The sequence below is a fragment of the Escherichia sp. WS1118 genome (genome assembly GCF_046487695.1).
Taxonomy (GTDB): domain Bacteria; phylum Pseudomonadota; class Gammaproteobacteria; order Enterobacterales; family Enterobacteriaceae; genus Escherichia; species Escherichia coli.
In genome coordinates, this window is sequence record NZ_JBJQIZ010000009.1 from 91,028 (window position 1) to 116,641 (window position 25,614).

26 protein-coding genes are annotated in these 25,614 nt (G+C 54.6%); 4 read left to right on the forward strand and 22 right to left on the reverse strand.

All coding sequences use genetic code 11. From position 1 onward, the window contains the following. Window positions 1-60 precede the first annotated feature (60 nt). Both ACJHYO_RS16265 and ACJHYO_RS16270 read right to left on the reverse strand, forming a co-directional pair. Complete coding sequence (locus tag ACJHYO_RS16265; RefSeq protein ID WP_001331810.1) at window positions 61-510, reverse strand: DUF2919 domain-containing protein; 450 nt, start codon at window positions 508-510, stop codon at window positions 61-63. Continuing rightward, window positions 497-922 (reverse strand): GNAT family acetyltransferase, encoded by a 426-nt coding sequence (locus ACJHYO_RS16270; RefSeq protein WP_000406000.1) that lies wholly within the window; start codon window positions 920-922, stop codon window positions 497-499. The genes ACJHYO_RS16265 and ACJHYO_RS16270 overlap by 14 nt, the downstream gene beginning before the upstream one ends. Window positions 923-1,135: 213 nt before the next feature. On the opposite strand from ACJHYO_RS16270, the gene amiA reads away from it, so the two are divergent. Both amiA and hemF read left to right on the forward strand, forming a co-directional pair. Beyond that, window positions 1,136-2,005, forward strand: coding sequence for an N-acetylmuramoyl-L-alanine amidase AmiA (gene amiA / locus ACJHYO_RS16275; protein ID WP_000102910.1), 870 nt, complete (start codon window positions 1,136-1,138; stop codon window positions 2,003-2,005). Window positions 2,006-2,008: 3 nt separating this feature from the next. Then, the gene (gene hemF / locus ACJHYO_RS16280) at window positions 2,009-2,908 is read left to right on the forward strand and encodes an oxygen-dependent coproporphyrinogen oxidase (protein WP_001298446.1); all 900 of its coding nucleotides are present in this window, start codon (window positions 2,009-2,011) and stop codon (window positions 2,906-2,908) included. Window positions 2,909-2,913: 5 nt separating this feature from the next. On the opposite strand, the gene eutR is transcribed toward hemF, so the two are convergent. From eutR to maeB, 18 genes are all read right to left on the reverse strand, one after another. After that, window positions 2,914-3,966, reverse strand: coding sequence for an HTH-type transcriptional regulator EutR (gene eutR, locus ACJHYO_RS16285; RefSeq protein WP_000753709.1), 1,053 nt, complete (start codon window positions 3,964-3,966; stop codon window positions 2,914-2,916). Between the two features lie 45 nt (window positions 3,967-4,011). Continuing rightward, a complete protein-coding gene (gene eutK / locus ACJHYO_RS16290; RefSeq protein ID WP_001295463.1) occupies window positions 4,012-4,512 on the reverse strand; it encodes an ethanolamine utilization microcompartment protein EutK in 501 nt (166 codons plus the stop codon). Window positions 4,513-4,524: 12 nt separating this feature from the next. Beyond that, window positions 4,525-5,184: an ethanolamine utilization microcompartment protein EutL gene (eutL, locus tag ACJHYO_RS16295; RefSeq protein ID WP_001111047.1), complete on the reverse strand. Its 660-nt coding sequence runs from the start codon at window positions 5,182-5,184 to the stop codon at window positions 4,525-4,527. Window positions 5,185-5,193: 9 nt separating this feature from the next. Beyond that, window positions 5,194-6,081, reverse strand: coding sequence for an ethanolamine ammonia-lyase subunit beta (gene eutC, locus ACJHYO_RS16300; RefSeq protein WP_000372316.1), 888 nt, complete (start codon window positions 6,079-6,081; stop codon window positions 5,194-5,196). A 20-nt stretch (window positions 6,082-6,101) separates the two neighbouring features. Next, complete coding sequence (gene eutB / locus ACJHYO_RS16305; protein WP_000769961.1) at window positions 6,102-7,463, reverse strand: ethanolamine ammonia-lyase subunit alpha; 1,362 nt, start codon at window positions 7,461-7,463, stop codon at window positions 6,102-6,104. An 11-nt stretch (window positions 7,464-7,474) separates the two neighbouring features. Further along, window positions 7,475-8,878, reverse strand: a complete 1,404-nt coding sequence (eutA, locus tag ACJHYO_RS16310) for an ethanolamine ammonia-lyase reactivating factor EutA (protein ID WP_001097487.1) — start codon at window positions 8,876-8,878, stop codon at window positions 7,475-7,477. After that, window positions 8,875-10,101, reverse strand: coding sequence for an ethanolamine utilization protein EutH (eutH, locus tag ACJHYO_RS16315; protein ID WP_000512347.1), 1,227 nt, complete (start codon window positions 10,099-10,101; stop codon window positions 8,875-8,877). Before eutH ends, eutA begins: the two co-directional genes overlap by 4 nt. A 316-nt stretch (window positions 10,102-10,417) precedes the next feature. Then, window positions 10,418-11,605, reverse strand: coding sequence for an ethanolamine utilization ethanol dehydrogenase EutG (gene eutG / locus ACJHYO_RS16320; protein ID WP_001298450.1), 1,188 nt, complete (start codon window positions 11,603-11,605; stop codon window positions 10,418-10,420). Then, entirely contained in the window at window positions 11,595-12,431 is an 837-nt protein-coding gene (gene eutJ / locus ACJHYO_RS16325; RefSeq protein WP_021541187.1) for an ethanolamine utilization protein EutJ, read from the reverse strand. The genes eutG and eutJ overlap by 11 nt, the downstream gene beginning before the upstream one ends. Before the next feature lie 10 nt (window positions 12,432-12,441). Continuing rightward, window positions 12,442-13,845, reverse strand: coding sequence for an aldehyde dehydrogenase family protein (locus tag ACJHYO_RS16330; RefSeq protein ID WP_001075697.1), 1,404 nt, complete (start codon window positions 13,843-13,845; stop codon window positions 12,442-12,444). Window positions 13,846-13,856: 11 nt separating this feature from the next. Continuing rightward, complete coding sequence (eutN, locus tag ACJHYO_RS16335) at window positions 13,857-14,144, reverse strand: ethanolamine utilization microcompartment protein EutN (protein WP_000762196.1); 288 nt, start codon at window positions 14,142-14,144, stop codon at window positions 13,857-13,859. Between the two features lie 106 nt (window positions 14,145-14,250). Next, on the reverse strand, window positions 14,251-14,544 hold the full coding sequence (gene eutM / locus ACJHYO_RS16340; protein WP_000387713.1) for an ethanolamine utilization microcompartment protein EutM: 294 nt from the start codon (window positions 14,542-14,544) through the stop codon (window positions 14,251-14,253). A gap of 38 nt (window positions 14,545-14,582) precedes the next feature. Continuing rightward, a complete protein-coding gene (gene pta / locus ACJHYO_RS16345) occupies window positions 14,583-15,599 on the reverse strand; it encodes a phosphate acetyltransferase (RefSeq protein WP_000584522.1) in 1,017 nt (338 codons plus the stop codon). Next, window positions 15,596-16,399, reverse strand: a complete 804-nt coding sequence (eutT, locus tag ACJHYO_RS16350) for an ethanolamine utilization cob(I)yrinic acid a,c-diamide adenosyltransferase EutT (protein ID WP_000651298.1) — start codon at window positions 16,397-16,399, stop codon at window positions 15,596-15,598. Before eutT ends, pta begins: the two co-directional genes overlap by 4 nt. Beyond that, window positions 16,396-17,097, reverse strand: a complete 702-nt coding sequence (gene eutQ / locus ACJHYO_RS16355) for an ethanolamine utilization acetate kinase EutQ (protein ID WP_000733937.1) — start codon at window positions 17,095-17,097, stop codon at window positions 16,396-16,398. Before eutQ ends, eutT begins: the two co-directional genes overlap by 4 nt. Continuing rightward, window positions 17,072-17,551 (reverse strand): ethanolamine utilization acetate kinase EutP, encoded by a 480-nt coding sequence (gene eutP / locus ACJHYO_RS16360; RefSeq protein ID WP_000820789.1) that lies wholly within the window; start codon window positions 17,549-17,551, stop codon window positions 17,072-17,074. The genes eutQ and eutP overlap by 26 nt, the downstream gene beginning before the upstream one ends. A 12-nt stretch (window positions 17,552-17,563) precedes the next feature. Beyond that, a complete protein-coding gene (gene eutS / locus ACJHYO_RS16365; protein ID WP_000356956.1) occupies window positions 17,564-17,899 on the reverse strand; it encodes an ethanolamine utilization microcompartment protein EutS in 336 nt (111 codons plus the stop codon). A 292-nt stretch (window positions 17,900-18,191) separates the two neighbouring features. Continuing rightward, window positions 18,192-20,471: an NADP-dependent oxaloacetate-decarboxylating malate dehydrogenase gene (maeB, locus tag ACJHYO_RS16370; protein WP_000342643.1), complete on the reverse strand. Its 2,280-nt coding sequence runs from the start codon at window positions 20,469-20,471 to the stop codon at window positions 18,192-18,194. A gap of 288 nt (window positions 20,472-20,759) precedes the next feature. Between maeB and tal the strand changes: the two genes are divergently transcribed. Next, window positions 20,760-21,710, forward strand: coding sequence for a transaldolase (gene tal, locus ACJHYO_RS16375; protein WP_001003709.1), 951 nt, complete (start codon window positions 20,760-20,762; stop codon window positions 21,708-21,710). A gap of 19 nt (window positions 21,711-21,729) precedes the next feature. Next, window positions 21,730-23,733 carry a transketolase gene (gene tkt / locus ACJHYO_RS16380; protein ID WP_000087285.1) on the forward strand — a complete coding sequence of 668 codons (2,004 nt, stop codon included), beginning with the start codon at window positions 21,730-21,732 and terminating at the stop codon, window positions 23,731-23,733. Window positions 23,734-23,835: 102 nt separating this feature from the next. Here tkt and ACJHYO_RS16385 read toward each other — a convergent pair whose 3' ends face one another. Next, entirely contained in the window at window positions 23,836-24,879 is a 1,044-nt protein-coding gene (locus tag ACJHYO_RS16385) for a DUF1176 domain-containing protein (protein ID WP_001270553.1), read from the reverse strand. A 125-nt stretch (window positions 24,880-25,004) separates the two neighbouring features. Then, window positions 25,005-25,580: a GDP-mannose pyrophosphatase NudK gene (gene nudK / locus ACJHYO_RS16390; RefSeq protein ID WP_001296284.1), complete on the reverse strand. Its 576-nt coding sequence runs from the start codon at window positions 25,578-25,580 to the stop codon at window positions 25,005-25,007. Window positions 25,581-25,614 lie beyond the last annotated feature (34 nt).

Here is a 25,614-nt window from a genome sequence, read left to right on the forward strand (position 1 = left end):
GTCACTTCCTTTGGTTATTCAATAACGTTGCTTGGAGTGCAAATTCACCAAAAAGTGCCGTTATTCTTTTTCTTCATTAAAACAAGCGCGTAAACGTCGATTGGTCAGCAGCCAGATTAACGCCACGATATCCGCCACTACCAGTGCCAGACCGATACCGCTAACGGATTCACCGTTCAGCCACAGCCACGGTTGCCAACAAAGTAAAACCACTTGCGCCAACAGCAACAGAAAATAGAGCACATGCCAGATACGGGGAAATGAAGCCCGCCGACCACTCAGCAAAAATGCCAGCACCGCCGGAATACCGGGAATCAACCCCAGCCAGAAATTATCGTGATCGGGATAAAACAGATTTAGCAGCGCAGTACCCTGCTCGCGCGACGCTCCGGCAATGACAAACAGCACCCAGGTTCGCGCCTGAAGCAATAGCACAAGCCAGAAGAGCAAGGGTAAACGCAGGCGACCGTGCGCATCATAATGGACAGGATAAAACTCAGTACTCTTCATCTTCAATCAAACGCTTACCCAGACTCAGCACGTCGGCGTGTTCATATCCCAGGCGTTCATACATTCCGAGCACCATGTCGTTATCTTCCGGCACGTTGATCTGAATTTTCGGACAGCCGCGAGCAATCAGCTTTTTCTCCAACCGATTAAGCAACGCATTAGCAATCCCACGCCCACGAAACTCGGGATGCACGCCAAGATAATAAGCAGACCCGCGATGCCCGTCATAACCGCCCATCACCGTTCCGACCACTTCACCGTTCACCTCAGCGACCAGAAACAAACTGACGTCATGGTTCATCTTACGCTCGATGTCCATTTCCGGATCGTTCCACGGACGCAGCAAGTCGCAACGCTCCCAAAGGGTGATGACCTCTTCGAAATCTTCCTGGCGAAATACGCGTATCTCCATGGTATTCGTTACCTTTTTGCGGGTTAAAAGGCTGATTATGGCGTGAACGGTCGAATTAGCCAATATCTGACGAAAATCGGTTGAAAAAGTGGCATAATGGGGAGTTGTCAACTATTGAAATGAAAAGTAAAACAATTCTCAACAGCAAACCGTCGTAACGGATTACGCGATACGATATAACATCTGGAACTTTATTATTACAACTCAGGCCGTATGAGCACTTTTAAACCACTAAAAACACTCACTTCGCGCCGCCAGGTGCTGAAAGCCGGTTTGGCTGCCCTGACGTTGTCAGGAATGTCGCAAGCCATCGCCAAAGAAGAACCGTTAAAAACCAGTAACGGACACAGCAAGCCGAAAGCAAAAAAAAGCGGCGGCAGACGTGTCGTTGTTCTCGATCCAGGCCACGGCGGGATTGATACCGGAGCGATCGGACGCAACGGTTCGAAAGAAAAACATGTGGTGCTGGCAATTGCCAAGAATGTCCGTTCCATATTGCGTAATCATGGCATTGATGCGCGTTTAACGCGTTCTGGCGATACGTTTATCCCACTGTACGATCGCGTTGAAATCGCCCATAAACACGGCGCAGACCTGTTTATGTCAATTCACGCCGACGGTTTTACCAACCCGAAAGCTGCCGGTGCTTCGGTATTTGCCCTCTCTAACCGTGGGGCAAGTAGCGCAATGGCGAAATACCTGTCTGAACGCGAAAACCGCGCCGATGAAGTTGCCGGTAAAAAAGCGACTGACAAGGATCACCTATTGCAGCAAGTGCTGTTTGATCTGGTGCAAACCGATACTATTAAAAACAGCCTGACGCTCGGCTCGCATATTCTGAAAAAGATTAAGCCGGTGCATAAACTGCACAGCCGCAATACCGAACAAGCCGCGTTTGTGGTGTTGAAATCGCCGTCGGTTCCGTCGGTGCTGGTGGAAACCTCGTTTATCACCAACCCGGAAGAAGAGCGGCTGTTAGGCACTGCAGCGTTTCGCCAGAAAATCGCCACAGCGATTGCCGAAGGCGTGATCAGTTATTTCCACTGGTTTGACAACCAGAAAGCACACTCGAGAAAGCGGTAAGTGATGAAACCCGACGCACACCAGGTTAAACAGTTTCTGCTCAACCTTCAGGATACGATTTGTCAGCAGTTGAGCGCCGTCGATGGCGCAGAATTTGTCGAAGATAGCTGGCAGCGCGAAGCTGGCGGCGGCGGGCGTAGTCGGGTTTTGCGTAATGGTGGTGTTTTCGAACAGGCAGGCGTCAACTTTTCACATGTCCACGGTGAGGCGATGCCTGCTTCCGCCACCGCTCATCGTCCGGAACTTGCCGGGCGCAGTTTCGAGGCGATGGGCGTTTCACTGGTAGTGCATCCGCATAATCCGTATGTCCCCACCAGCCACGCGAATGTGCGCTTTTTTATTGCCGAAAAGCCGGGTGCAGAGCCCGTCTGGTGGTTTGGCGGCGGCTTCGATTTAACCCCTTTCTATGGTTTTGAAGAAGACGCCATTCACTGGCACCGCACCGCCCGTGACCTGTGCCTGCCATTTGGCGAAGACGTTTATCCGCGTTACAAAAAGTGGTGCGACGAATACTTCTACCTCAAACATCGTAACGAACAGCGCGGCATTGGCGGGCTGTTCTTTGATGATCTGAACACGCCAGATTTCGACCACTGTTTTGCCTTTATGCAGGCGGTAGGCAAAGGCTACACCGACGCTTATTTACCAATTGTAGAGCGACGAAAAGCGATGGCCTACGGCGAGCGCGAGCGCAATTTTCAGCTCTACCGTCGCGGTCGTTATGTCGAGTTCAATCTGGTCTGGGATCGCGGCACGCTGTTTGGCCTGCAAACTGGCGGGCGCACCGAGTCGATCCTGATGTCAATGCCGCCACTGGTACGCTGGGAGTATGATTATCAGCCAAAAGATGGCAGCCCGGAAGCGGCTTTAAGTGAGTTTATTAAGGTCAGGGATTGGGTGTAACTCCCTCACCCCCACTCTCGCATCCGCTGATGCAGCGTCAGTGACGGCTTCTCGGCAAACAGTTGCTGATAATCCGTGGCAAATTGCCCAAGATGCCAGAATCCCCACTGCATGGCGGCGTCTTTTACCGTTGTGCTTTGTGACCACGGACTTATGAGTTCGCGGCGCACGGCGTTCAGGCGAATACGTTTCAGCCACGCGTTCGGACCAATGCCCAAAATGGCGTGAAACGCGTTTTGTAGCGTGCGGCGGCTGACATGCAGTTGATTACACAAGTCCAGCACCGTCACCGGTTCGGACATGTTTTCCAGCACATATTCACGGGCGCGGGAAAGCAATCGACGGTAACTCTGATGACTGATGCTTTCCGCCGTCACCATTGGCTGCGCTTCTTCCAGCATCGCCCCCATCGCCATTAGCAAATTATCCCCCAGCACTTTTCGCACTGCAGGCTGATGGAGATTTTCCGGGTTTTCGCAAAACGTCGCCAGCGCCTGTTGGACAAAGCCCCACAGAGCGGCTTTATGCTGCTCTTTCACTTCCAGCGCCGACTGGCTACGCAGCATATGTAATACCCGATCCGGATTATGCAAAAAGTTAGCCTGACGAGTGATGACATCTTCAGAAAGCACTACGCCAAGGATCGTGTAATCGTCCGGCGTACTTAATTCAAACTCGGTTCCACCAGGGCGCGTCGCAATTTCTGCGCTTCCCAGACATTGCGAACCGATAAATCCCTGCTCACCGCGCGTCGCCGGAATGCCAAACCAGAACGAGTTCGGCCAGACCAGGCACGACTGACGCAGCGCCAGACCAGTGTATTCACGAAAAACCTGAATATCATCGAGTAGAATTTCCGTAAATTCACCATGAAACTTGCCCGGATGCAGTTGATCGTAAATCTGCTGCCAGGCGGTAATTGTCAAAGCATGTTCATAGACGTCCGTTGTCTGTCGTTGATGAACATTATCCACTTCGACCTTCGGCGTGAGCTTCAGGTTTTCGGGTAAGGGTTCATGATAAAGATGGTGCAAATTGGCTGTACGGGTCTTTTTCATGATGTTAATGCCGGGTGTTGTAGGACACCCGGCACCTCCGACAGGTTAATGGGGCTTGAGACGGTAACGACTACTGCGTTTACGTAACGTCCCGGCAGAAAAGAGCTGTTCGAGCGCATTTCTGGCTTTTTCCAGCGGCCAGCCAAAGTGGGCAGCCACTTCTCCTGCCGTCATTCCCTGACGTACTGATGTTAACAGCGCCAACAACTCGTCAGCAGATTCCGCGACGATAACTGGCGCGTCGGGTTCCTTTACGGGTTGCTTCGGCTGGCGGTTAAAGCCAGTAACCAGCCACTGGGTGTCATCGTCTGGCCGACCGATCTCCTTACGGCTGATGACACGCCCGGTACGCATCGCGGCAGCACAACCTGCGTCCAGCGCCGCACGACACGCCGCCAGATCGCCTTCCACCACCAGCGTTAGGCGACCAGGGTCAAGCACTTCGTGACTGAGCAGACGAACGTTAGCTGCTTTGAGCATGGCATCAGCTGCATCTATCGCGGCGACCATGCCGTCCACTTCCAGCAATCCCAGTGCATTGATCATCGGCAACCTCCGTTACGCACGCTGGATTGGATTACGCGCGATTTCCAGCACTGCATCGGTAAAGGCGTTACAGGCTGCTTTACACGCGGCCTGGCTACCGGTTAAAAATGCTGCCGAGTAGTTGGTTTCAGACGGTGGCGGGACATAGGTCACCAACTGCACGTCGGCAGATTTCAACGCTGCATCAATGCCGTAGGTCGCTTCCAGCGGCGGTGCCACCAGATACGCCATCGGATCGCCAAGCGTGATCCCGGCGGTTGATGAGAGATAAGAACCGGTACGCGAAACTACATGTGCCAGGAAGGCTGTGTTTTCTGCGTCGTTTGCCCACTGGAAAGCAGCGCCATTTTCAATATTCGCAACCATCGCATCCAGACCAGCACGCACTTCCGCCGGGTTTGGTCCACCAAGCATAATCAGCACCTCACCGGCAGTCGGTGACGGGCCGTGTGCAGCGCCCGCATACAGCGAGCGACCATATACCACTTCGACCATCGCCTGCTTGGTCGCTTCGTCAGCCGCAATGTAGGTGACGTCATCTGAATCAGCAGAAATCAGCCCGAGGCTACGAATATGCGGCGGCAATTTCAGTTCACGTGCAAATTCGGCGTTAACGGAGGCAATCACCCGCATGGCGGTTACCGACGGTCGAATCAAATCTAAAGCTGGCATGATGCCTCCTTATCGGGTCATGTTGATGCCGGATGCTTTCTGCTCCAGCATACGTTTCGCCAAATCCACAATGACGGCTGCGGCTTCAACCGGCGGCGTGCCGCCCTGGTGAATATTAGATATACAGGTGCGATCGGCCTCAACGGTGGTCGCCATACGCGGCGAGTAAACGGCGTAGCAGGAGAGGCTTTCTGACTGCCCCAACCCCGGACGTTCGCCCACCAGCAGGATCACTACTTTCGCGCCTAGGATCTCACCGATCTGATCTTCAATCTTCACGCGACCATAACGTACAAAGAATGGCGTACCGACTTTCAGCCCGGCTTGCTTCAGGCCCGCCATCAGCGGCGGCAGGATCTCTTCGTAGTTCACGGTGATCGCATCAGTTGACAGGCCATCAGAAATAACGACCTGCACGTCCGGATTAGCAACACACTGTGCTTTCAGCGCTTCAACAGCTTCTGCACACAGGCGGCGGCCCATATCCGGACGAGTCAGGTAGAGATTTTTGTCGCTGATTTCGGAGCGGACTTCCAGCAAGCCCTGCGCTTTCACCCACTCTTCCGGTACTTCTTTCAGAACGGTATCTTTCGAACGAGAGTGATCGGCCAGGAAACGCAGCAACGCCTGGGTGCGCGGACGCGGACCGGCACGACCGGTACAAACGCGGGCCACGGTGCTGCGACGCAGTTCTGTTAATACGTCTGCGCGATGCGGGTTTTCAACACCAATCCACGCTTTTGCTTCCGCAGAACCTAAATCCAGCGCGCAGCTTTCCGAGGTCACCGGTGCCGCACAGTTGGTGGTGGCGCACTTTGCTTCTGACGGCGCGGGGGCCGCTTGTCCCATTGACGCCATCACGCTGCGTACAATTTCTTCAATCTGTTTTTGATCCATGATGTGTTATCTCCGCGTCATCAGAAGAACAGTGACGGATCGCCCGCCCGTTTGGTCAGGCGACCGTTTGCCATAATGCCCATGCTTTCCAGCCAGCGTTCAAACTCCGGTGACGGGCGCAGGTTGAGTAACTGACGCACAGTGGCTGTGTCGTGGAATGCGGTGGTCTGATAGTTGAGCATGATGTCATCGCCCAGCGGCATCCCCATGATGTAGTTGCAGCCTGCGGTGGCGAGCAGGATCATCAGGTTTTCGTTGAGGTTCTGGTCAGCGTCAGCGTGGTTGGTGTAGCAGCAGTCACAGCCCATAGAGATGCCGCTCAGCTTACCCATAAAGTGATCTTCTAAGCCTGCGCGGATAATCTGGCGGTCGTTGTAGAGATACTCCGGCCCAATAAAACCGACCACGGTGTTGACGATAAACGGATCGTAATGACGCGCCAGCCCATAGTTACGCGCTTCCATCGTCACCTGGTCTGCGCCGAAGTTAGCGCCAGCGGATAGCGCCGAGCCTTGTCCGGTTTCGAAGTAGAGACAGTTTTCCCCGGCGATACGGTTGAACTCCGCGCCCACTGCGCGTGCTTCATCGAGCATCGCCAGCTCTACGCCAAACTCTTTCAGCCCTTTTTCGCTGCCGCAGATACTCTGGAAAATCAGCCCGCCTGGTGCGCCACGACGGATCGCTTCGATCTGGGTGGTGACGTGCGCCAGTACGCAGCCCTGAGTTGGGATGTTGAATTTGTCGATCACGCCATAGATGGTATCCAACACGCGGCTTAAGTTTTCCACGTCGTCAGTCACCGGGTTAACGCCGATCACCGCATCGCCCACCCCGAAGGAAAGCCCTTCGTAGATTTGCGCGGCGATACTTTGCACGTCGTCACGGGTATCATTCGGCTGCAAACGGGCGCTAAAGGTGCCCGGAATACCAATGGTGGTATTGGCCTTTTTGATCACCGGCATTTTCTTCGCGCCGTAGATCAGGTCCGCGTTGGAGCAAATCTTCGCTACCGCCGCCACCACTTCCGAGGTCAGCCCTTTGCGGGTAAAGGCAATGTCGTCCACGCTGGTTTCATCGCTCAGCACATACTCACGCAGTTCGCTGATGCTCCAGTTTTTAATCTGGTTGTAGGCCGTTTCGTTAACGTCGTCCTGAATCAGCCGCGTCACGCAGTCATCTTCATAGGCAATCACCGGATTATTGCGGATGTCCGCTACGGTCATTTCCGACAACACCTGCTTTGCCGCCACGCGCTCCTGTGAGCTTGCCGCAGCAACGCCCGCCAGCACATCCCCCGAACGCAGTTCGTTGGCTTTAGCCAGCACCTCTTTTACATCCTTAAACTGATATACATTGCCGAACAATGTGGTCTTTAGTTTCATAAGTCGTTCCCTCAGGAAGGAAATGCGAGTGATTTCACCGTCACCGGCACAACCGATCCGCCAAAAAGAGGCGTACCAATGTCGATATAGTCCCCCGCGCGGACAATCACTTCGTCAATGACTGCCAACGGGAGTTGTTGTAGCTGTGGGCGCAACAACATGCCCAGAGCTTTACCAAAGTCCTGCCCGGCCACCACCAGCAGGGGATGCGGATTCGGAAAACGCGCGACGAAATCGACCAGCGCGTTGATGACCGTCAGTACCGCGGCGTAACGCACAGGCAGCGAGGCGGGAAGCGCCAGCACATACGCGTCAGTTTTGGGGCAAAGATCCAGTTGAATCAGCGCCTGTTGCCAGGCACTGACCAGATCCGTTTCATCAATCGGGATCGCCACCGGCAAATTGCGCAGCGGCAGTTGTACGCCCTCCAGCCAGATTGTGCTGCCAGAGAGCGAAAGGGTATGAGCACCCGCGCCAATCACCGTGGCGCGCACGGTTTGCGCCGGAAACTGCACGTTCATCTCACGCAGACGCGGATGGTCATGCAGCGCCGTTGCCAGAAGCGGGCCTATATCGGCAAAACAGAACGGGTCGGCGGGCTGGTGGCGATAACATTCGCCCACGCCGCCAGAAAGCGTAATGATTTCGGGCGTAACACCTGCGGGCAGCAAACCGGTTTGCATCAATGCCTGCGCGAGCGGCGAGAGCGTTCCGTCAATCACTTCGACAATCAGCTCTGCCATCCGGCGAGTAACCTGCACCAGCTGCGCGCCGGTCAGCGAACGGGCGTCAGTACCGGCACCGAAGCACTCATCCACAATCATCTGCCCCGGTTTATGAGCGTAAACCACGCGCCCCTGGCTGTCGGTTTCCAGCAGGCGACCGCCGACGTTGAGGCAGGCAGTGCCGCTGATTTTTCCGGCATCGAACAGGGCGTAGTTCGCGGTGCCACCCCCGATATCGATATTCAGGACCCGACACAGCCGTTGTTCAGAAAGGGTTTGCGCCCCGGCACCGTGTCCGGCGATCACGGATTCAAGATGCGGCCCGGCGCTGGCGACGACAAAATCGCCCAGCGACCGGGAGAGCGCCATCACCGCCGGGCGAGCGTTGCGGGTTTTTGCGCTTTCACCGGTGATAATGATGGCACCAGAATCAACGCTTTCCGGCGCAATGCCCGCAGCCTGATATTGCTCGAGGATTAAGGTTTTCAGTTCCGCTTCTTTTAAACCACCCTGTTTATCGACAGGGGTAAAGAACACCGGGCTTTGCCAGCTAATTTCGCGTTTGATGAATTCGTAGCGCGGCACCTGCGACACCGCCGCACGGTTAACCAGCTCCAGGTGGGAGAAGATCACCTGGGTGGTGGTGGTGCCGATATCGATACCGACGCTCAGTAGCTGGCGAGTGTTCACGATTGCGCCTCCGCTTCAGTTTTAGCCGCGGTCGCGTCTTCTTTTGGCACCAGCATCATCGCCACGCCAATTGCCGTTACGCCGCCGATCAATTTGCCGACAATCATCGGGAAGATCATGGCGTTCATGTTGGCAGCGGCGAAGCCTAAATGGTCGCCCAGGGCGAAAGCAGCGGAAACGGCGAAGGCGCAGTTGATGACTTTGCCGCGGGTATCCATCTGCTTCATCATGCCAAACATCGGAATGTTGTTGGCAAGCGTTGCCACCATGCCGGCTGCCGCGATATTGTTCATATTCAGCACTTTACCGACACTCATCAGCGGTTTTTCAAACCAGCGAGTCAGCAGCAGTACCATCGGATACGCCCCTAACAGAACGCAGGAGATCGAGCCGATAACTTCAATGGCGCGCATCACTTCACCGGGTTTATCGCCAGGGGCCATAAAGATAGGATCAAGACCCGGGATCAGTTCCCAGCCAAGGAGGAATTTCACTACCGCAGCGGCAAGACCGAGGGTGATCAATGCAACGAGGAATTTGGCGAAGATCTGGAAGCCGTTGATCATTTTTTCCGGGATGAATTTCAGCCCCAGCGCCACCAGCACCGCAACGATAAGTACCGGGATCATGTTCATCAGGATCAGCGCAAAGGTGAATTCAACAGGCTGGCCGTTGATCTGCACACCGGAGTACATCGCTACCAGACCACCAGCGATACAGCCAATCGGAATGGTCACTATGCCCGCCAGCACGCCGAGCGCCAGATAACGACGGTCAGAAGGTTCGATAATGCCGAGCGCCACCGGAATGGAAAACACAATCGTTGGCCCCATCATCGACCCGAGAATTAACCCAGAGTATAGCCACGCTGCTACGTCACCGCCCGCCAGCTCTTTGGCGAGGAAGAAGCCGCCCATATCGCACGCCAGCAGTGTTCCGGCGAACATTGACGGGTTTGCGCCGAGCATTTCGTAAACCGGGATAATCACCGGCCCGAGTACGTGGGCCAGTACCGGTGCCAGCGCGGTCATACCGACCATCGCCAGGCCCAGTGCGCCCATTGCCATAAAGCCTTCTTCAAACTGGCCGCCGGCCCCTTCGATACTTTTGCCGAACTTACCGAGGAAACGAGCAGAACCGCCGAACTGCGACAGGATCCTGTCTACGGCAGCTATCAGCATAAAGAACATCATGATGTACATGATGATTTCGTTAATTCCCATCGCCTTTACTCCCTGTTAGTTGTTATTTATTGGCGGATGCGGCGTGAACGCCTTATCCGCCCTACATGTGCAATCCCGAAGGCCAGATAAGACGCGGCAAGCGTCGCATCCGGCAATTGCACCGCGCCACTGGCGGATGCGGCGTGAACGCCTTATCCGCCCTACATGTGCAATCCCGTCGGCCGGATAAGACGCGGAAAGCATCGCATCCGGCAATTGCACCGCGCCACTGGCGGATGCGGCGTGAACGCCTTATCCGCCCTACATGTGCAATCCCGTCGGCCGGATAAGACGCGGCAAGCGTCGCATCCGGCATTTATTGCGCCGCTGCGTACAGGCCGACAATCTGCTCGAGGCTGGCGGTACGCGGGTTACTGCGCAGACAAATATCTTCCAGCGCGGCCTGTGCCCATGCGCCGTAATGCGCAGATGTCGCACCAACATCGCCCATTCGTTTACCAATCCCAACTTCCGCTATCAGCTCACTTACCGCATTAATAGCGTCACGATCGTCGGATTTTTTAGTTCGCAGCGCCCGACCAACCTGACTAAAGCGTTCACGACAGACCATCCGGTTGAACTCCATCACCGTTGGCAGCAACATGGCGTTCGCCAGACCGTGCGGAATATGCAGCGCCGCCCCTGGCTGATGCGCCATCGCGTGGCATAACCCAAGCCCGGCGCTGGAAAACGCCATTCCCGCCATACATGAAGCCAGCAACATGCTCTCGCGGGCGACAAGGTCGTGACCGTAGCCCACCGCTTTCGGCAGCGATTTGCCAATCATCGCAATGGCACCAATCGCCAGGCTGTCGGTAAACGGTGTAGCGTTCAGCGCGCTGTACGCTTCAATGGCATGGGTTAACGCATCAATGCCAGTCATCGCCGTGACATGCGACGGCACGCCTTCGGTCAACGCGGCGTCGAGAATCGCCACATCCGGCATCAGCGAGGCATGGGCTAACACCTGTTTGCGCCCGCTTACCGCATCGATAATCACCGTCACGTTAGTCGTTTCAGAGCCGGTTCCGGCGGTCGTTGGAATGGCAATCAACGGCAGGCGCGGTTGCAGAACGCTGGTTTCTGACATTTCTGCCAGCGTGCTATCCGGGTTCGTCACCAGCAACGCCACGGCTTTCGCCGCATCCAGCACCGAGCCGCCGCCAAACGCGATCACCCCGTCACAACCTGATTCACGCAACTGCGCCACGGCTGCACACACGTCGGTGATGCACGGTTCGCCCACCGGACATGGCCAGAGCGTCATGGCGATACCTTTAACGGCCAGGCTACGTGTCAGCCCGGCGGTCATCCCTGCCTGATGCAAAAAGCTGTCTGCCATCACGAACAGATGTTTCAACCCACGCGTTTGCGCTTGCTGCCCGCAACTGCTCACCGCGCCCGGACCGCAAAGCGTCACCGGTGGAACGCTAAATGTTTTTACCCGTTGCAGATTCAGGGTATCGAACGCCTGAAAAAGCGCCGTTTGCAATTCACTTTGCATAGATCCCCTCCGCTTTCTCTCGCCCACTACTGGCGATTGCCAGCGGGGTCATAAACAAACTGTGCTGCGGTAAATGCACCTGTAACGCCGGAAATTGTTTGCAAAACAGCGCCGCTACGCCCGGTTGCATACAGGAACCGCCCGCCAGCCATAAATCCGTAATGCCCTGCCCTTCAATATGCCGGACCACAATGTCCGCCATTTTTTCGTACACCGGTTTCACCGCGGGCCAAATCTCGTCACCGTGACCGCGTTTGTACTGCTCTGCCTCTTCCAGCGAAATACGGCGATTTCCGGCGAGAGTCAGAGAGATGTGATGTCCGCCGGTGGCTTCATCCGCCGAGTACGTCACTTTGCCCTTTTTCACGATGGCAATGCCGGTAGTGCCGCCGCCGATATCCACTACACCGGCGTTGTCCAGTTGCAGCAGATCCGCAACTGCGGTTGGCTCATCCAGCACATGGCTCACTTCCAGTCCGGCAGACTCCAGCACGTTGATGGAAATACGCGGGTCCGTACCAGGAGGAAATGAGGTCGCCGCATGGCTAAAACGGCGACCGAATTGCTGCTCAAGGGTGTCGAGATGGCGACGAACAATGGTGACCGCACCGAAGAAATCCCAGACGATGCCGTCGCGGACCACATCGGCCCAGTCGAGGCATACCGCCACCGGCTGACCGTCGCGGTCGACAACCATCGACACCACATCGCAAGTGCCCAGATCCACCCCCAGCCACAGCGGAGATTCCGTCGCGGCAGGCGTCTGGTTACACAGCGTTGCCGCCGTTTGCAGACGTGGGGTGAGCCATTGTTCGTCGTGCGCCATCGGTTACTCCTTAAACAATGCGAAACGCATCGACTAATACACAGCGACGCAGACGGACAAACGTCCGCGCGCTGGTTACCCCTTCACCGGTTGGCGTGGTGATGGTCATGGTGGTCCAGCCTTCCCCGCCCAGCCCCAGCCCGGCAATGCACGGTCCGTTCTTAACGAAAATGCTGGTATCAATGGCGTTCGCCATCTGGTTCATGTTTTCGATATTGCGCGAGTGCATTGCCGCCGTGTGGTGGCAACCGCCTTCCAGTTTCACCGCCAGCGCAATGGCATCCGCCACGTTGGCGACGCGCACGACGGGCAGCACCGGCATCATCAGTTCGGTCACGGCAAACGGATGTTCTGCGGTGGTTTCTACAAACAGCAGTCGCGTTTCTGACGGGACGTTCAGGCCGATTGCCGCCGCGATTTTCGCCGCATCGCGACCAACCCAGTCACGGCTGACGGTGCCTTTTCCGCGCTCGTCGATATTTTTCAGCAACACCGATTGCAGTTGCTGCGCCTGCTCTGCGGTCAGTTTCACCGCATGCTGGCCTTCCATCAGACGCATCAGTTCATCGGCTACGCTATCAACAACAATCAGTACCTTTTCGTCGGCACAAATGATGTTGTTATCGAAAGAAGCGCCTTTGACGATGGACTGAGCAGCACGGGCGAGGTCGGCGGTTTCATCCACCACTACCGGCGGGTTACCGGCACCTGCCGCAATCAGGCGTTTATTGGTGTGTTTGCGCGCCGCTTCCACTACCGCTTCGCCGCCGGTCACCACCAGCAGGCCGATACCCGGAAACTTGAATAAGCGTTGCGCGGTTTCGATATCCGGATTTGCTACGGTAACCAGTAAGTTTTCCGGCCCGCCTGCGGCAACAATCGCCTGGTTGAGCAGCGTGATCGCCCGCTGGGAGACTTTTTTCGCCGCCGGATGCGGGGCAAAAATGACGCTGTTGCCCGCGGCAATCAGGCTGATGGCGTTATTAATGACGGTTGCCGCCGGGTTAGTGGAAGGCGTCACCGAAGCCACTACGCCCCAGGGCGCGTTTTCAATTAAAGTCAGGCCGTTGTCGCCAGTCAGCACCTGTGGAGAGAGGCACTCAACGCCTGGTGTGCCGCGCGCCTGAGCGACGTTTTTGGCAAATTTATCTTCAACGCGCCCCATGCCGGTTTCACTGACGGCAAGTTCCGCTAAATCTCTGGCGTGTTTTTCGCCTGCTTCACGAATGGCAGCAATGGCTAACTGGCGCATTGCCACGCTTTTTAACCCTTGCTGGGCGACTTTGGCTGCCGCAACGGCGTCATCCAGGGACGCGAAAACGCCCATCTCATGAACGGCGGCGGGCGGCGTGTCACTGCTTTGCATTTTCAGCAGTACCGCTTTCACCACCTGTTCAATATCCTGTTGATTCATGATGTTCTGCCTTATTTGTGGAAAATGACCTGACCGCCAGACACCACCTCATCGACGATGCCAATCACGCACAGATCGACCGGTGACGTTTCGCTTTTATGCGCCTGGCGGGCGGAACTGCCACTCACCAGTAACACCCACTCCCCGGTTCCCGCGCCAATATTGTCGATGGCGACGGCGCATTGCCCGTCAGGATTACCTTGTGGATCAATCATTTCCACCATCAGCAATTTGTCATGCGCCAGTCCGTGATGGCGTACGGTACAAACAATTTGTCCAGTGACGACTGCCAGTTTCATACCCGCCTCCGTGGCGTATTTCAGGTAAAAGCTCTCCCTACCCTCCGCAGAAGGTAAAATGAAAAAGGAGAGAGCGTGACGCCCGAATCGACGTCACACAAGGTGATTACAGGTTGCTGCTATCGCCTTTCAGGCCGATCGGGAAGACTTCTTCCAGGTCGCCGTGCGGACGCGGGATAACGTGTACAGATACCAGCTCGCCGATACGCTGTGCCGCTGCGGCACCGGCATCGGTCGCGGCTTTACAGGCTGCAACATCACCACGAACCATGGCAGTACACAGGCCGCCGCCAATCTGCTTAACACCAACCAGCTTGACGCGCGCAGCTTTAACCATCGCGTCAGAAGCCTCAATCAGTGCAACCAGGCCCCGGGTTTCGATCATTCCTAATGCTTCCATTGTGCTTTCCTCTTTATCAGGGTCCAGAACGGGACCGTTCATTCAACCAGTGTTTGTAAACTGCTTTCGCGGTTCACTTCTGTCTGACGCGGCACAGCTGCCACCAGCGCCAGTTCGATAATTTCCTGCACGCTACAACCACGAGAGAGATCGTGCATCGGCGCGGCAAGTCCTTGTATCAATGGCCCGACGGCACGATATCCGCCAAGTCGTTGTGCGATTTTGTAGCCAATATTTCCGGCTTCCAGCGACGGAAAAACCATCACATTAGCTTTGCCCTGTAACGGGCTGGCAGGCGCTTTTTGCGCCGCCACTTCCGGCACGAAGGCGGCGTCAAACTGCAACTCGCCATCGACAACCAGCTTTGGTGCGCGCTCACGGACGATTTCTGTCGCCTGCTGGACGTTGGCAACGCAGGGGTGACGGGCACTACCGTTACTGGAAAACGACAGCATCGCCACGCGCGGTTCTTCTCCGGTGATGGCGCGCCAGGTTTCGGCGCTGGCAAGCGCGATATCCGCCAGTTGTGCCGCCGTCGGCTGCGGCACCACGCTGCAATCGGCAAAGCCCAACGCCGGACCGCTGTACTGTGGCAGCATCAGGAAAATGGATGAGAGCGTTTTACAGCCTGGCTGCAAGCCGATAATGCGTAATCCGGCACGCAGCACATTCGCCGTGGAAGAGAGGTTGCCCGCGATACAGACATCCGCTTTACCGGCGCTGACCATTGCGGCGGCGAACATCAGCGGATCGGTAAGTTTTTCCAGCGCATCCGGCGGCGTTTTTTCGCCCGCGCGGGCCAGCCAGCGATGAGCAAATTCTTCCCGCATTGCGAGGTTGCCATGCGGATCTATCACCTGTAGCCCGTCCATCGCCACGCCGTGACTGAGCGCAAACTGACGAAGTTCAAACGGATTGGCGACCAGAATGGGCGTTGCCAGACCTTGTTGATGTAAATATTGCGCAGCTTTCAGCACACGTTGATCTAACGCATCCGGAAAAACTACTCTGGCGGGCGCTCGCAACGCCAGTTCACGACAACGTTTAATAATCATTGCGTTTCCCCCAGTCGTTGTTGGATCTGCTTCACCGTTAGCGGCTGCTTCGTTACGCTCAGGATCATCATCACGTAGACCGTGCTGGAAAGGCGGTTCAGCGCCTGCAAAATGTCCGGGCGTAATACTTCAAAGCTGCGGGTGATAAAGACCTGCGCCGCTACGGTTTCGGTTTCCCGCACTTTGGTGCGTAACAGATTCAGCAACGCCGCATCGCGCCCGTGGCTGGCTTCCGGCACCAGATGATCGTGGTCGAGATAACGCAGCGGCTGGTGAGAAAGCCGATGCAGATCTTCGTCAGAAAGCCCGACAATCGCCTGACAGCCCAACGGTTCCCCCAGCGCATCGGCACGCATAATGTTGCCAAGACGCGAACGGATATCCGCCAGCCACGGCTGCCACGGTTCCGCCAGTTCAATTTGCAGCCACACTGCCAGCGCAATGGTGCTGTCGAGAACAGCGCGAAAACCCAGACGCGGATCGCTTTTGGCGACCATTTTTTCCGCCGACAGGTGAGTCAGCGTATCCGGCTTTTTTGCTACCGGCTGGCGGCACAGTTCGCAGCACGCCTGCGGATGTTCATCGCTACTGGTCAGCCCGTGAACGGGCTGCGGCTGCTGCTGTTCATCGTCAACAAACAGGCGGCCCTGCTCGTCAATAAACTTGATGCGCAGATGGCGGCTTTCCAGTAACTCCCGGGCAGAGGGCGTCAGGCGACTGTCCGCAGGGAGATGGATCTCTGCGCCTTCGCTGAGCGTATGGTTCGCTCTTAGCCATGCTTCGGTGATGAAATCTTTCATAGGGATTGCCAGTTAGCCGGCCAGGCGACATACAGGAATTTCACGCTGGATGTCGTACCAAATTCGATGCTGGAGCCTTTCGGGATAAACATCACATCGCCCGCTTTGGCGATCATAGTTTCGCCTTCGTGGCGAACATGCAGCTCCCCTTCCAGCACCATGTCGATTTCGTCGTAGTTCAGGGTCCACGGAAAGAAGGCGTTCTCCCACTGCATGAAACCAGCGGCCATACTGCTGCCGTCGTCTCCGGTCACGAGATCAGTCAAGCCTACGCAGTGCGGTTGTGCGCCGTCGAAACGACCAAACTTGACGCTGCTGCCATCAATAACTTTGATGCCGCCTTTGCCGGTCACCGATTTAAAGCTCGGCTGCAGTGCACCCTGTTCCAGCGACTGTTTTTCCTTCATCACTTTTTCCATCAGCTGCGCGACCAGGCTTTCGGTAAACTGACCTTCCGGCAGTTGGGCGATAATGGTTTCACGGATGCGCTGGCTTTCGGTTTTATCGGCTGATGCGCTGGCGGGAACAGACGCCGTTACCGGGATCGATTCATCACATTCGGTGATGGTAAAACCCAACAGATCAGCCACTTCACGGGCTTCCGGGGTAATAATGCTGGCGCGCAGAACCACGGACATTGCCAGTTTGCCGCGCGCGTGTGCTTCACGAATATCATTCGCTGTGATGAGTTTTTTCACCTGCTTCCTCCTGTTTGGTGAGAGATGCCAGATAATCCACCAGTTGCTGCACGCTTTGCGGGTCGTGGCTGTTTAGCTCGAAAATCGGCTCTTCGAAGCCCGTCTCAAGCAATAACTTTCGCGTTGCGGCGACGTCAGCATCTGGCATGTCCGTTTTACTGATGACGGCGATTTGCCGTTTGCTGACGCCAATATCCAGCAACCCGGCAGGCAACCGACTTTCCGGGTCATTCGCGCCGTGGACATAGATCAGCATGTCCACATCCTGTAGCGTGGTAATTAAGGCGTGATACCAGCGGGGATGGCTAAAATATTCACCCGGCGTATCAATATCGCCATTATCATTAAATTCCACGGCCTGTGTTTTTCTTGCGAGGGTATAATTCCCCTGCAACGCATTAAATAACGTTGTTTTTCCTGCCCCGACGGTCCCCACAAACGCAATTCGTTTCATGAATGCCTCGTATTAACTTTTGGTCATTTCACAAAGCGTATAATTTAATAAGCGTCCTAAACCACTGACGGTTTGTGATAACGCTTCTTCTACTGCGCCCACCGAGCCATAAATCACCAGCGCGCCACTAAAACGATCGAGAAAACCGATATGCACATCGGCGGCTTTCAACGCTAAATCACCGGCGATCATCGCCGTTTCTCCGGGAGTTAGCGTCATAATGCCGATTGCGCCCGCATCCGGAACGCCGATTTTCTTCGCCAGTTCCTCGCCGGGATGCGCGATGAGATGCGCCAGTGTGACCTGTTTACCGGGCACAAATTCCTGAATGATGCGTTCTTTATCCATGAGTCGCCGCCTGTGAAAAACTTTCGTGTATCGTGACAATTTTTCGTCAGAGTAAATAACAAAATTCGGCAAGCGCGTTTAAAAGGTGAGGTAGATCACTAAGAATGGAGAGATATTTGCTGTGGTGCATAAACTTTCATATGCAACGCATGAATATAAATAAAATAATATCGAGATATTTTATATACTGCTTTTTTTATTATTCGCAAACTCAGTAATAAACTTTACTAATATATTGCAGCTAAACCGCTTACCCTGAATATTCAGGGTAAGCGTGAGAGTTAAAAAAGAATTACAGCGGTTGGGTTTGCGCTTCAACCACGGCCAGCGCCACCATGTTGACGATACGACGTACCGATGCGATCGGCGTTAACACGTGAACCGGTTTCGCCACGCCCATCAGCACCGGACCGACAGTCACACCTTCCGAGCTGGAAACGCGCAGTAAGTTGTAACTAATGCGGGCAGCTTCCATGTTCGGCATCACCAGAATATTAGCGGAACCTTTCAAAGGGCTGTCCGGCATACGGTCGTTGCGAATCGCTTCCACCAGCGCTGCATCGCCGTGCATTTCACCATCAATCATCAGTTCTGGCGCACGTTCCCTGACCAGTTCCAGCGCCTGACGCATTTTGCTCGACGACGGGCAGTCAGAAGAACCAAAGTTGGAGTGCGACAACAGAGCCACACGCGGCTCAATACCAAAACGACGAACAGTTTCTGCCGCCATCAAGGTGATCTCCGCCAGCTCTTCTGCATCAGGCTCATCATTGACGTAGGTATCGGCAATAAAGGTGTTACCACTCGGCAACAGCAGCGCGTTCATTGCACCTGCGGTGTGAACGCCATCGCGATAACCAAAGACATTTTTCACCACGCTAAAGTGTTCATGATAATCGCCCACCGTACCGCAAATCATTGCATCGGCTTCGCCACGCTGAACCATGATCGCGCCGATCACTGTCGGGTTACTGATCAGCGCACGCTGCGCCTGCTCCTGAGTGACACCGCGACGCTTCATGATCTGGAAGTATTCGGTCCAGTACTCTTTAAAGCGCGGATCGGATTCGTTATTGACGATCTCAAAATCAACGCCCGCCTTGATCTGCAAGCCCAGTTTCTGAATGCGCATTTCGATCACGTTCGGACGACCAATAAGGATCGGTTTCGCCAGTCCCAGCGTTACCAGTTCCTGAGTGGCATGCAGAACGCGCGCCTCTTCCCCTTCCGGCAGAACTACGCGCTTCGGCGCTTTGCGAGCCTGGGAGAAAATCGGCTTCATAAACAGGTTGGTTTTGTAAACGAACTCTGTCAGCTTGTCGATGTAGACGTCGAAATCAGCAATCGGACGCGTCGCCACGCCCGACTCCATCGCCGCTTTCGCCACCGCAGGAGCGATCTTAACGATCAAGCGCGGATCAAACGGTTTTGGAATGATGTATTCCGGACCAAAGCTCAGATCCTGATCGCCATACGCTGAAGCCACCACTTCACTCTGTTCCGCATGGGCCAGTTCTGCAATCGCGCGTACCGCCGCCAGTTTCATCTCTTCGTTGATGGCGGTTGCGCCAACGTCCAGCGCGCCACGGAAGATAAACGGGAAGCAAAGGACGTTGTTCACCTGGTTCGGGTAGTCGGAACGGCCGGTACAGATGATGGCATCCGGACGCACTTCTTTCGCCAGCGGCGGCAGAATTTCCGGTTCCGGGTTCGCCAGCGCCAGGATCATTGGCGCACGGGCCATTTTCTTCACCATTTCCTGGGTCAGCACTTTCGGGCCGGAACAGCCGAGGAAAATATCCGCGCCTTCAATCACATCATCGAGGGTACGTTTACCGTCATCCACCACCGCGTATGCGGCTTTGGTTTCCGCCATGTTTGGCTCACGGCCCTGATAGATAACGCCTTTTGAATCGCAAACCACGATGTTATGTTTTTGCAGACCCAGCGCTACCAGCAGGTTCATACAGGCGATTGCTGCGGCACCCGCGCCAGAAACCACCATCCGCACGTCGGAGATGTTTTTCTCCACCACGCGCAAGCCGTTGAGGATGGCGGCAGTGCTGATAATTGCCGTGCCGTGCTGATCGTCGTGGAATACCGGAATATTCATCCGCTCGCGCAGTTTCTGTTCAATATAGAAACATTCTGGCGCTTTAATGTCTTCGAGGTTGATGCCGCCAAAGGTCGGTTCGAGCGCAGCGACGACTTCAATAAATTTGTCCGGGTCGAGTTCATCAACTTCTATGTCAAATACATCAATCCCGGCGAATTTCTTAAACAGAACGCCCTTGCCTTCCATCACCGGTTTGCCTGCCAGCGCGCCAATGTTGCCTAACCCCAGCACCGCCGTACCGTTAGAGATCACCGCAACCAGGTTACCGCGCGCGGTATATTTGTAGGCTTTTAACGGGTCTTTTTCGATTTCAAGACAAGGTGCGGCAACGCCTGGTGAGTAGGCCAGCGCCAGATCGCGCTGCGTTGCCAGAGGCTTGGTTGGAGAAACCTGGATTTTCCCTGGAACTGGAAATTCATGGAAATCAAGTGCACTTTGTTTTAACTGGTCATCCATTTGGTTGTTCCTTTCACGTAACGTTCACAAATAAAGTGTGTGGGCAACAGCCCCTGTCCACAACGTGGCGCACATTATTACCCTGCCGGAGTCTACAGACTTTGAGCAAGTCCAAACTCTCACCATTAATATAATGTTTTGGTAATAATCCTATAACACTGATGTTACCTGCTTAATCCAGCAATACCATGCCTGTCTGCTATGCTTTTTTGATGCGTTTAGCGAAATTTCTCAGAAGTGTGAATTAACGCACTCATCTAACACTTTACTTTTCAAGGAGTATTTCCTATGAACGAGTTAGACGGCATCAAACAGTTCACCACTGTCGTGGCAGACAGCGGCGATATTGAGTCCATTCGCCATTATCATCCCCAGGATGCCACCACCAATCCTTCGCTGTTACTCAAGGCTGCCGGATTATCACAATATGAGCATTTAATAGACGATGCTATCGCCTGGGGTAAAAAAAATGGCAAGACCCAGGAGCAACAGGTGGTCGCAGCGTGTGACAAACTGGCGGTCAATTTCGGTGCTGAAATTCTCAAAATCGTACCCGGTCGCGTGTCAACAGAAGTTGATGCACGCCTCTCTTTTGATAAAGAAAAGAGTATTGAGAAGGCGCGCCATCTGGTGGACTTGTATCAGCAACAAGGCGTTGAGAAATCACGCATTCTGATCAAGCTGGCTTCGACCTGGGAAGGAATTCGCGCGGCAGAAGAGCTGGAAAAAGAAGGTATTAACTGCAACCTGACGCTGCTGTTTTCTTTTGCACAGGCGCGGGCCTGTGCAGAAGCAGGCGTTTTTCTGATTTCGCCGTTTGTCGGGCGTATTTATGACTGGTATCAGGCACGCAAGCCGATGGACCCGTATGTGGTGGAAGAAGATCCAGGCGTTAAATCAGTACGCAATATCTACGACTACTATAAGCAACACCACTATGAAACCATTGTGATGGGCGCTAGCTTCCGTCGCACCGAACAAATCCTCGCCTTAACCGGCTGCGACCGACTGACTATCGCACCGAATTTGCTGAAGGAGCTACAGGAAAAAGTTTCGCCAGTGGTACGTAAATTAATCCCACCTTCTCAGACGTTCCCACGCCCAGCTCCCATGAGCGAAGCGGAGTTCCGTTGGGAGCACAATCAGGATGCGATGGCGGTAGAAAAACTGTCTGAAGGCATTCGTCTGTTCGCCGTTGATCAACGCAAACTGGAAGATCTTCTTGCCGCCAAACTATAAACCAGCCACGGAGTGTTATATGTCCCGAAAAGACCTTGCCAATGCGATTCGCGCACTCAGTATGGATGCGGTACAAAAAGCCAATTCTGGTCATCCCGGCGCGCCGATGGGCATGGCTGATATTGCCGAAGTGCTGTGGAACGATTTTCTTAAACATAACCCCACCGACCCAACCTGGTATGACCGTGACCGCTTTATTCTTTCCAACGGTCACGCGTCGATGCTGCTCTACAGTTTGCTGCATCTGACCGGTTACGACCTGCCACTGGAAGAACTGAAGAACTTCCGTCAGTTGCATTCGAAAACCCCTGGTCACCCGGAAATCGGCTATACGCCAGGTGTTGAAACCACCACCGGTCCTCTTGGACAAGGTTTGGCGAACGCCGTCGGGCTGGCGATAGCAGAGCGTACGCTGGCGGCGCAATTTAATCAGCCGGATCATGAAATTGTCGATCACTTCACCTATGTGTTTATGGGCGACGGCTGCCTGATGGAAGGTATCTCTCACGAAGTCTGTTCGCTGGCGGGCACGCTGGGGCTGGGCAAGCTGATTGGTTTTTACGATCACAACGGTATTTCCATCGACGGTGAAACCGAAGGCTGGTTTACCGACGATACGGCAAAACGTTTTGAAGCCTATCACTGGCATGTGATCCATGAAATCGACGGCCACGATCCGCAGGCGGTGAAGGAAGCGATCCTTGAAGCGCAAAGCGTGAAAGATAAGCCGTCGCTGATTATCTGCCGTACGGTGATTGGCTTTGGTTCGCCGAATAAAGCAGGTAAGGAAGAGGCGCACGGCGCACCGCTGGGGGAAGAAGAAGTAGCTCTGGCACGGCAAAAACTGGGCTGGCACCATCCGCCATTTGAGATCCCTAAAGAGATTTATCACGCCTGGGATGCCCGTGAAAAAGGCGAAAAAGCGCAGCAGAGCTGGAATGAGAAGTTTGCCGCCTATAAAAAGGCTCATCCGCAACTGGCAGAAGAGTTTACCCGTCGAATGAGCGGCGGTTTGCCGAAGGACTGGGAGAAAACGACTCAGAAATATATCAATGAGTTGCAGGCGAATCCGGCGAAAATCGCTACCCGTAAGGCTTCGCAAAATACGCTTAACGCTTACGGGCCGATGCTGCCTGAGTTGCTCGGCGGTTCGGCGGATCTGGCTCCCAGCAACCTGACCATCTGGAAAGGTTCTGTTTCGCTGAAGGAAGATCCGGCGGGCAACTACATTCACTACGGGGTGCGTGAATTTGGTATGACCGCTATCGCCAACGGCATCGCGCACCACGGCGGCTTTGTGCCGTATACCGCGACGTTCCTGATGTTTGTTGAATACGCCCGTAACGCCGCGCGGATGGCGGCACTGATGAAAGCGCGGCAGATTATGGTTTATACCCACGACTCAATTGGTCTGGGCGAAGATGGTCCGACGCACCAGGCTGTTGAGCAACTGGCTAGTCTGCGCTTAACGCCAAATTTCAGCACCTGGCGACCGTGCGATCAGGTGGAAGCGGCGGTTGGCTGGAAGCTGGCGGTTGAGCGCCACAACGGACCGACAGCACTGATCCTCTCAAGGCAGAATCTGGCACAGGTAGAACGAACACCGGATCAGGTTAAAGAGATTGCTCGTGGCGGTTATGTGCTGAAAGACAGCGGCGGTAAGCCAGATATTATTCTGATTGCCACCGGTTCAGAGATGGAAATCACCCTGCAAGCGGCAGAGAAATTAGCGGGAGAAGGTCGCAATGTTCGCGTAGTTTCCCTGCCCTCGACCGATATTTTCGATGCCCAGGATGAGAAATATCGGGAGTCGGTACTGCCTTCAAATGTTTCTGCCCGCGTGGCAGTAGAAGCGGGTATTGCCGATTACTGGTACAAATATGTTGGCCTGAAAGGGGCAATTGTCGGGATGACAGGTTATGGGGAATCAGCTCCGGCGGATAAGCTGTTCCCGTTCTTTGGCTTTACCGCCGAGAATATTGTGGCAAAAGCGCATAAGGTACTGGGAGTGAAAGGTGCCTGATGGTGATCGCCGGATGCTGTATGTTCCCCTCACCCTAACCCTCTCCCCAGAGGGGCGAGGGGACGGTCCGTGCGCTTTTTAGGGGCGCATCTGGGATTTTGTTTAACGGGTGATCCACAACGTGGGCCAGGCGTCTGGCCCATGCCAGTTATCGCAGGTGGGTTCTGCGGCGTAACGCACCAGGCGAAAACGCTGACCGTCAAAGCGCCAGCGCGCCTGAATGCCACAATCGCTTAATCCGCGCCCTTTTGCTAAGGTCACCAGTTCACGCGATTTTTCATCGAATGTTGCGTTCATCAGTTCCAGTTCATTGGTCTCCTGACCGTTGTTGAACGGCAAACGCAACCGTACCGGGCGCGAGGCCAGCGGCTTTTTACGCGACACAATCCATGCCAAATCAATGGTGTTATAGGCCCCAGCCTCACAGCTAATCATCATCAGCGCTTTATCATCGGTCAGCGCAGTGACATTCACCTCACGACGTAACGGATCAAGCGAACAGCGCAGACCATTCATCCGCCAGTTTCCATAATCCAGCAAATCGTTACGTTCTTCGCGTGAGAGTGGCGTCGGCGTTGGGTTAACCACCGCGACCTCTTTCAGCGCAGGCGCTGGCGGTACGCTGAGCGGCGGTTCGTCCCCTTTCTTTATCCACGCGGTCTCACTGCCAACGCGCTTTTGCTGGGCATCAATAAACAACAACGCCGCTTTTAAGCCACTCAGAGAAATAGTCTGATTGCCGTCGCGTAAGGTGATCGCCCTCCCTTCCTGAATCATCTGCAAAAACGCGGTGATGGTTGCCGTATCATCGGTTACTAATAACCATGGTGAAATCCGCCACTTGTCACCACTTAACGCCAACGGCTCACCATCTAACAGCAGCCGTGGCGCTATCTCCCCTTCTGACGCATCCGGCGACTTCAACCCGCCGCGCTCAATACGTAAAACGGCATCGGTATGCGCCCCGGCGCTGCGGCTCAGGGTCATCACCAGTCCATTATGATCGCCCGTATTGCGCGCTACACAGAAATTTTGATTATTACAGGTGACCTGCCAGTCGGAAAACGCCCGTTGCGCTGGTGCCGCCCACACCAAAGACATCGGCAACAAAACGAAAAAAAAGAGAAGGAAAATGCGATATCGCATGGACGGTACGACCCCAGAAGTTCAAACAAACAGCACAAGTCGTATCTTCGTTGCGCAGGTAGCGCGGCTCAATCGGATTTGTCGGATTGAGCCAATAATAAACAACGAAATATTATTGTTATTTTTCAGTCCATTAAATGTGACATTTGCAAATAGTTAAGCAATAACACCGTCTTACCGTCACGTATCTCGCCGGTTTTAATCATCTCCAGCGCCTGGCTGAACGGCAGCTCAAGCACTTCAATATCTTCATCTTCGACACCACCACCGGCGTTAGCGCGCTGGCTGTCACTGTATTCGGCGATAAAAAAGTGGATTAGCTCAGTCACACCGCCTGGCGACATATACAGTTCAAATAATTTGCGGACTTCGCCAACTTCATAGCCCGTCTCTTCAATCGCTTCCTTGCGAATGCACACTTCCGGTTCGTCGTTATCCAGCAGCCCGGCGCAGGTTTCAATCAGTTGCCCGCTTTCATTGCCATTAACCCAGGTAGCGACGCGGAACTGGCGAATCAGAACCACGGTCTTTTTCTTCGCGTTGTACAGGAGGATCGTCGCACCATTACCGCGATCGTAAACTTCACGTTTATGGCGGATAACTTCGCCATCTTTGCGCGTGAGATCGTAAGTAATGTTGTGCAGGGTGAAATAGTTATCGGAGAGAATTTTGTCTTTAACGAGGGTGATTTGTTGCGTCATACCGACTCCACAGCGCGAAATGAACAATTATCTT

Coding starts and splice junctions, on each gene's coding strand:
- ACJHYO_RS16265 (WP_001331810.1), bottom strand. CDS start 510: ATGAAGAGTACTGAGTTTTATCCTGTCCATTATGATGCGCACGGTCGC.
- ACJHYO_RS16270 (WP_000406000.1), bottom strand. CDS start 922: ATGGAGATACGCGTATTTCGCCAGGAAGATTTCGAAGAGGTCATCACC.
- amiA (WP_000102910.1), top strand. CDS start 1,136: ATGAGCACTTTTAAACCACTAAAAACACTCACTTCGCGCCGCCAGGTG.
- hemF (WP_001298446.1), top strand. CDS start 2,009: ATGAAACCCGACGCACACCAGGTTAAACAGTTTCTGCTCAACCTTCAG.
- eutR (WP_000753709.1), bottom strand. CDS start 3,966: ATGAAAAAGACCCGTACAGCCAATTTGCACCATCTTTATCATGAACCC.
- eutK (WP_001295463.1), bottom strand. CDS start 4,512: ATGATCAATGCACTGGGATTGCTGGAAGTGGACGGCATGGTCGCCGCG.
- eutL (WP_001111047.1), bottom strand. CDS start 5,184: ATGCCAGCTTTAGATTTGATTCGACCGTCGGTAACCGCCATGCGGGTG.
- eutC (WP_000372316.1), bottom strand. CDS start 6,081: ATGGATCAAAAACAGATTGAAGAAATTGTACGCAGCGTGATGGCGTCA.
- eutB (WP_000769961.1), bottom strand. CDS start 7,463: ATGAAACTAAAGACCACATTGTTCGGCAATGTATATCAGTTTAAGGAT.
- eutH (WP_000512347.1), bottom strand. CDS start 10,101: ATGGGAATTAACGAAATCATCATGTACATCATGATGTTCTTTATGCTG.
- eutG (WP_001298450.1), bottom strand. CDS start 11,605: ATGCAAAGTGAATTGCAAACGGCGCTTTTTCAGGCGTTCGATACCCTG.
- eutJ (WP_021541187.1), bottom strand. CDS start 12,431: ATGGCGCACGACGAACAATGGCTCACCCCACGTCTGCAAACGGCGGCA.
- ACJHYO_RS16330 (WP_001075697.1), bottom strand. CDS start 13,845: ATGAATCAACAGGATATTGAACAGGTGGTGAAAGCGGTACTGCTGAAA.
- eutN (WP_000762196.1), bottom strand. CDS start 14,144: ATGAAACTGGCAGTCGTCACTGGACAAATTGTTTGTACCGTACGCCAT.
- eutM (WP_000387713.1), bottom strand. CDS start 14,544: ATGGAAGCATTAGGAATGATCGAAACCCGGGGCCTGGTTGCACTGATT.
- pta (WP_000584522.1), bottom strand. CDS start 15,599: ATGATTATTAAACGTTGTCGTGAACTGGCGTTGCGAGCGCCCGCCAGA.
- eutT (WP_000651298.1), bottom strand. CDS start 16,399: ATGAAAGATTTCATCACCGAAGCATGGCTAAGAGCGAACCATACGCTC.
- eutP (WP_000820789.1), bottom strand. CDS start 17,551: ATGAAACGAATTGCGTTTGTGGGGACCGTCGGGGCAGGAAAAACAACG.
- eutS (WP_000356956.1), bottom strand. CDS start 17,899: ATGGATAAAGAACGCATCATTCAGGAATTTGTGCCCGGTAAACAGGTC.
- maeB (WP_000342643.1), bottom strand. CDS start 20,471: ATGGATGACCAGTTAAAACAAAGTGCACTTGATTTCCATGAATTTCCA.
- tal (WP_001003709.1), top strand. CDS start 20,760: ATGAACGAGTTAGACGGCATCAAACAGTTCACCACTGTCGTGGCAGAC.
- tkt (WP_000087285.1), top strand. CDS start 21,730: ATGTCCCGAAAAGACCTTGCCAATGCGATTCGCGCACTCAGTATGGAT.
- ACJHYO_RS16385 (WP_001270553.1), bottom strand. CDS start 24,879: ATGCGATATCGCATTTTCCTTCTCTTTTTTTTCGTTTTGTTGCCGATG.
- nudK (WP_001296284.1), bottom strand. CDS start 25,580: ATGACGCAACAAATCACCCTCGTTAAAGACAAAATTCTCTCCGATAAC.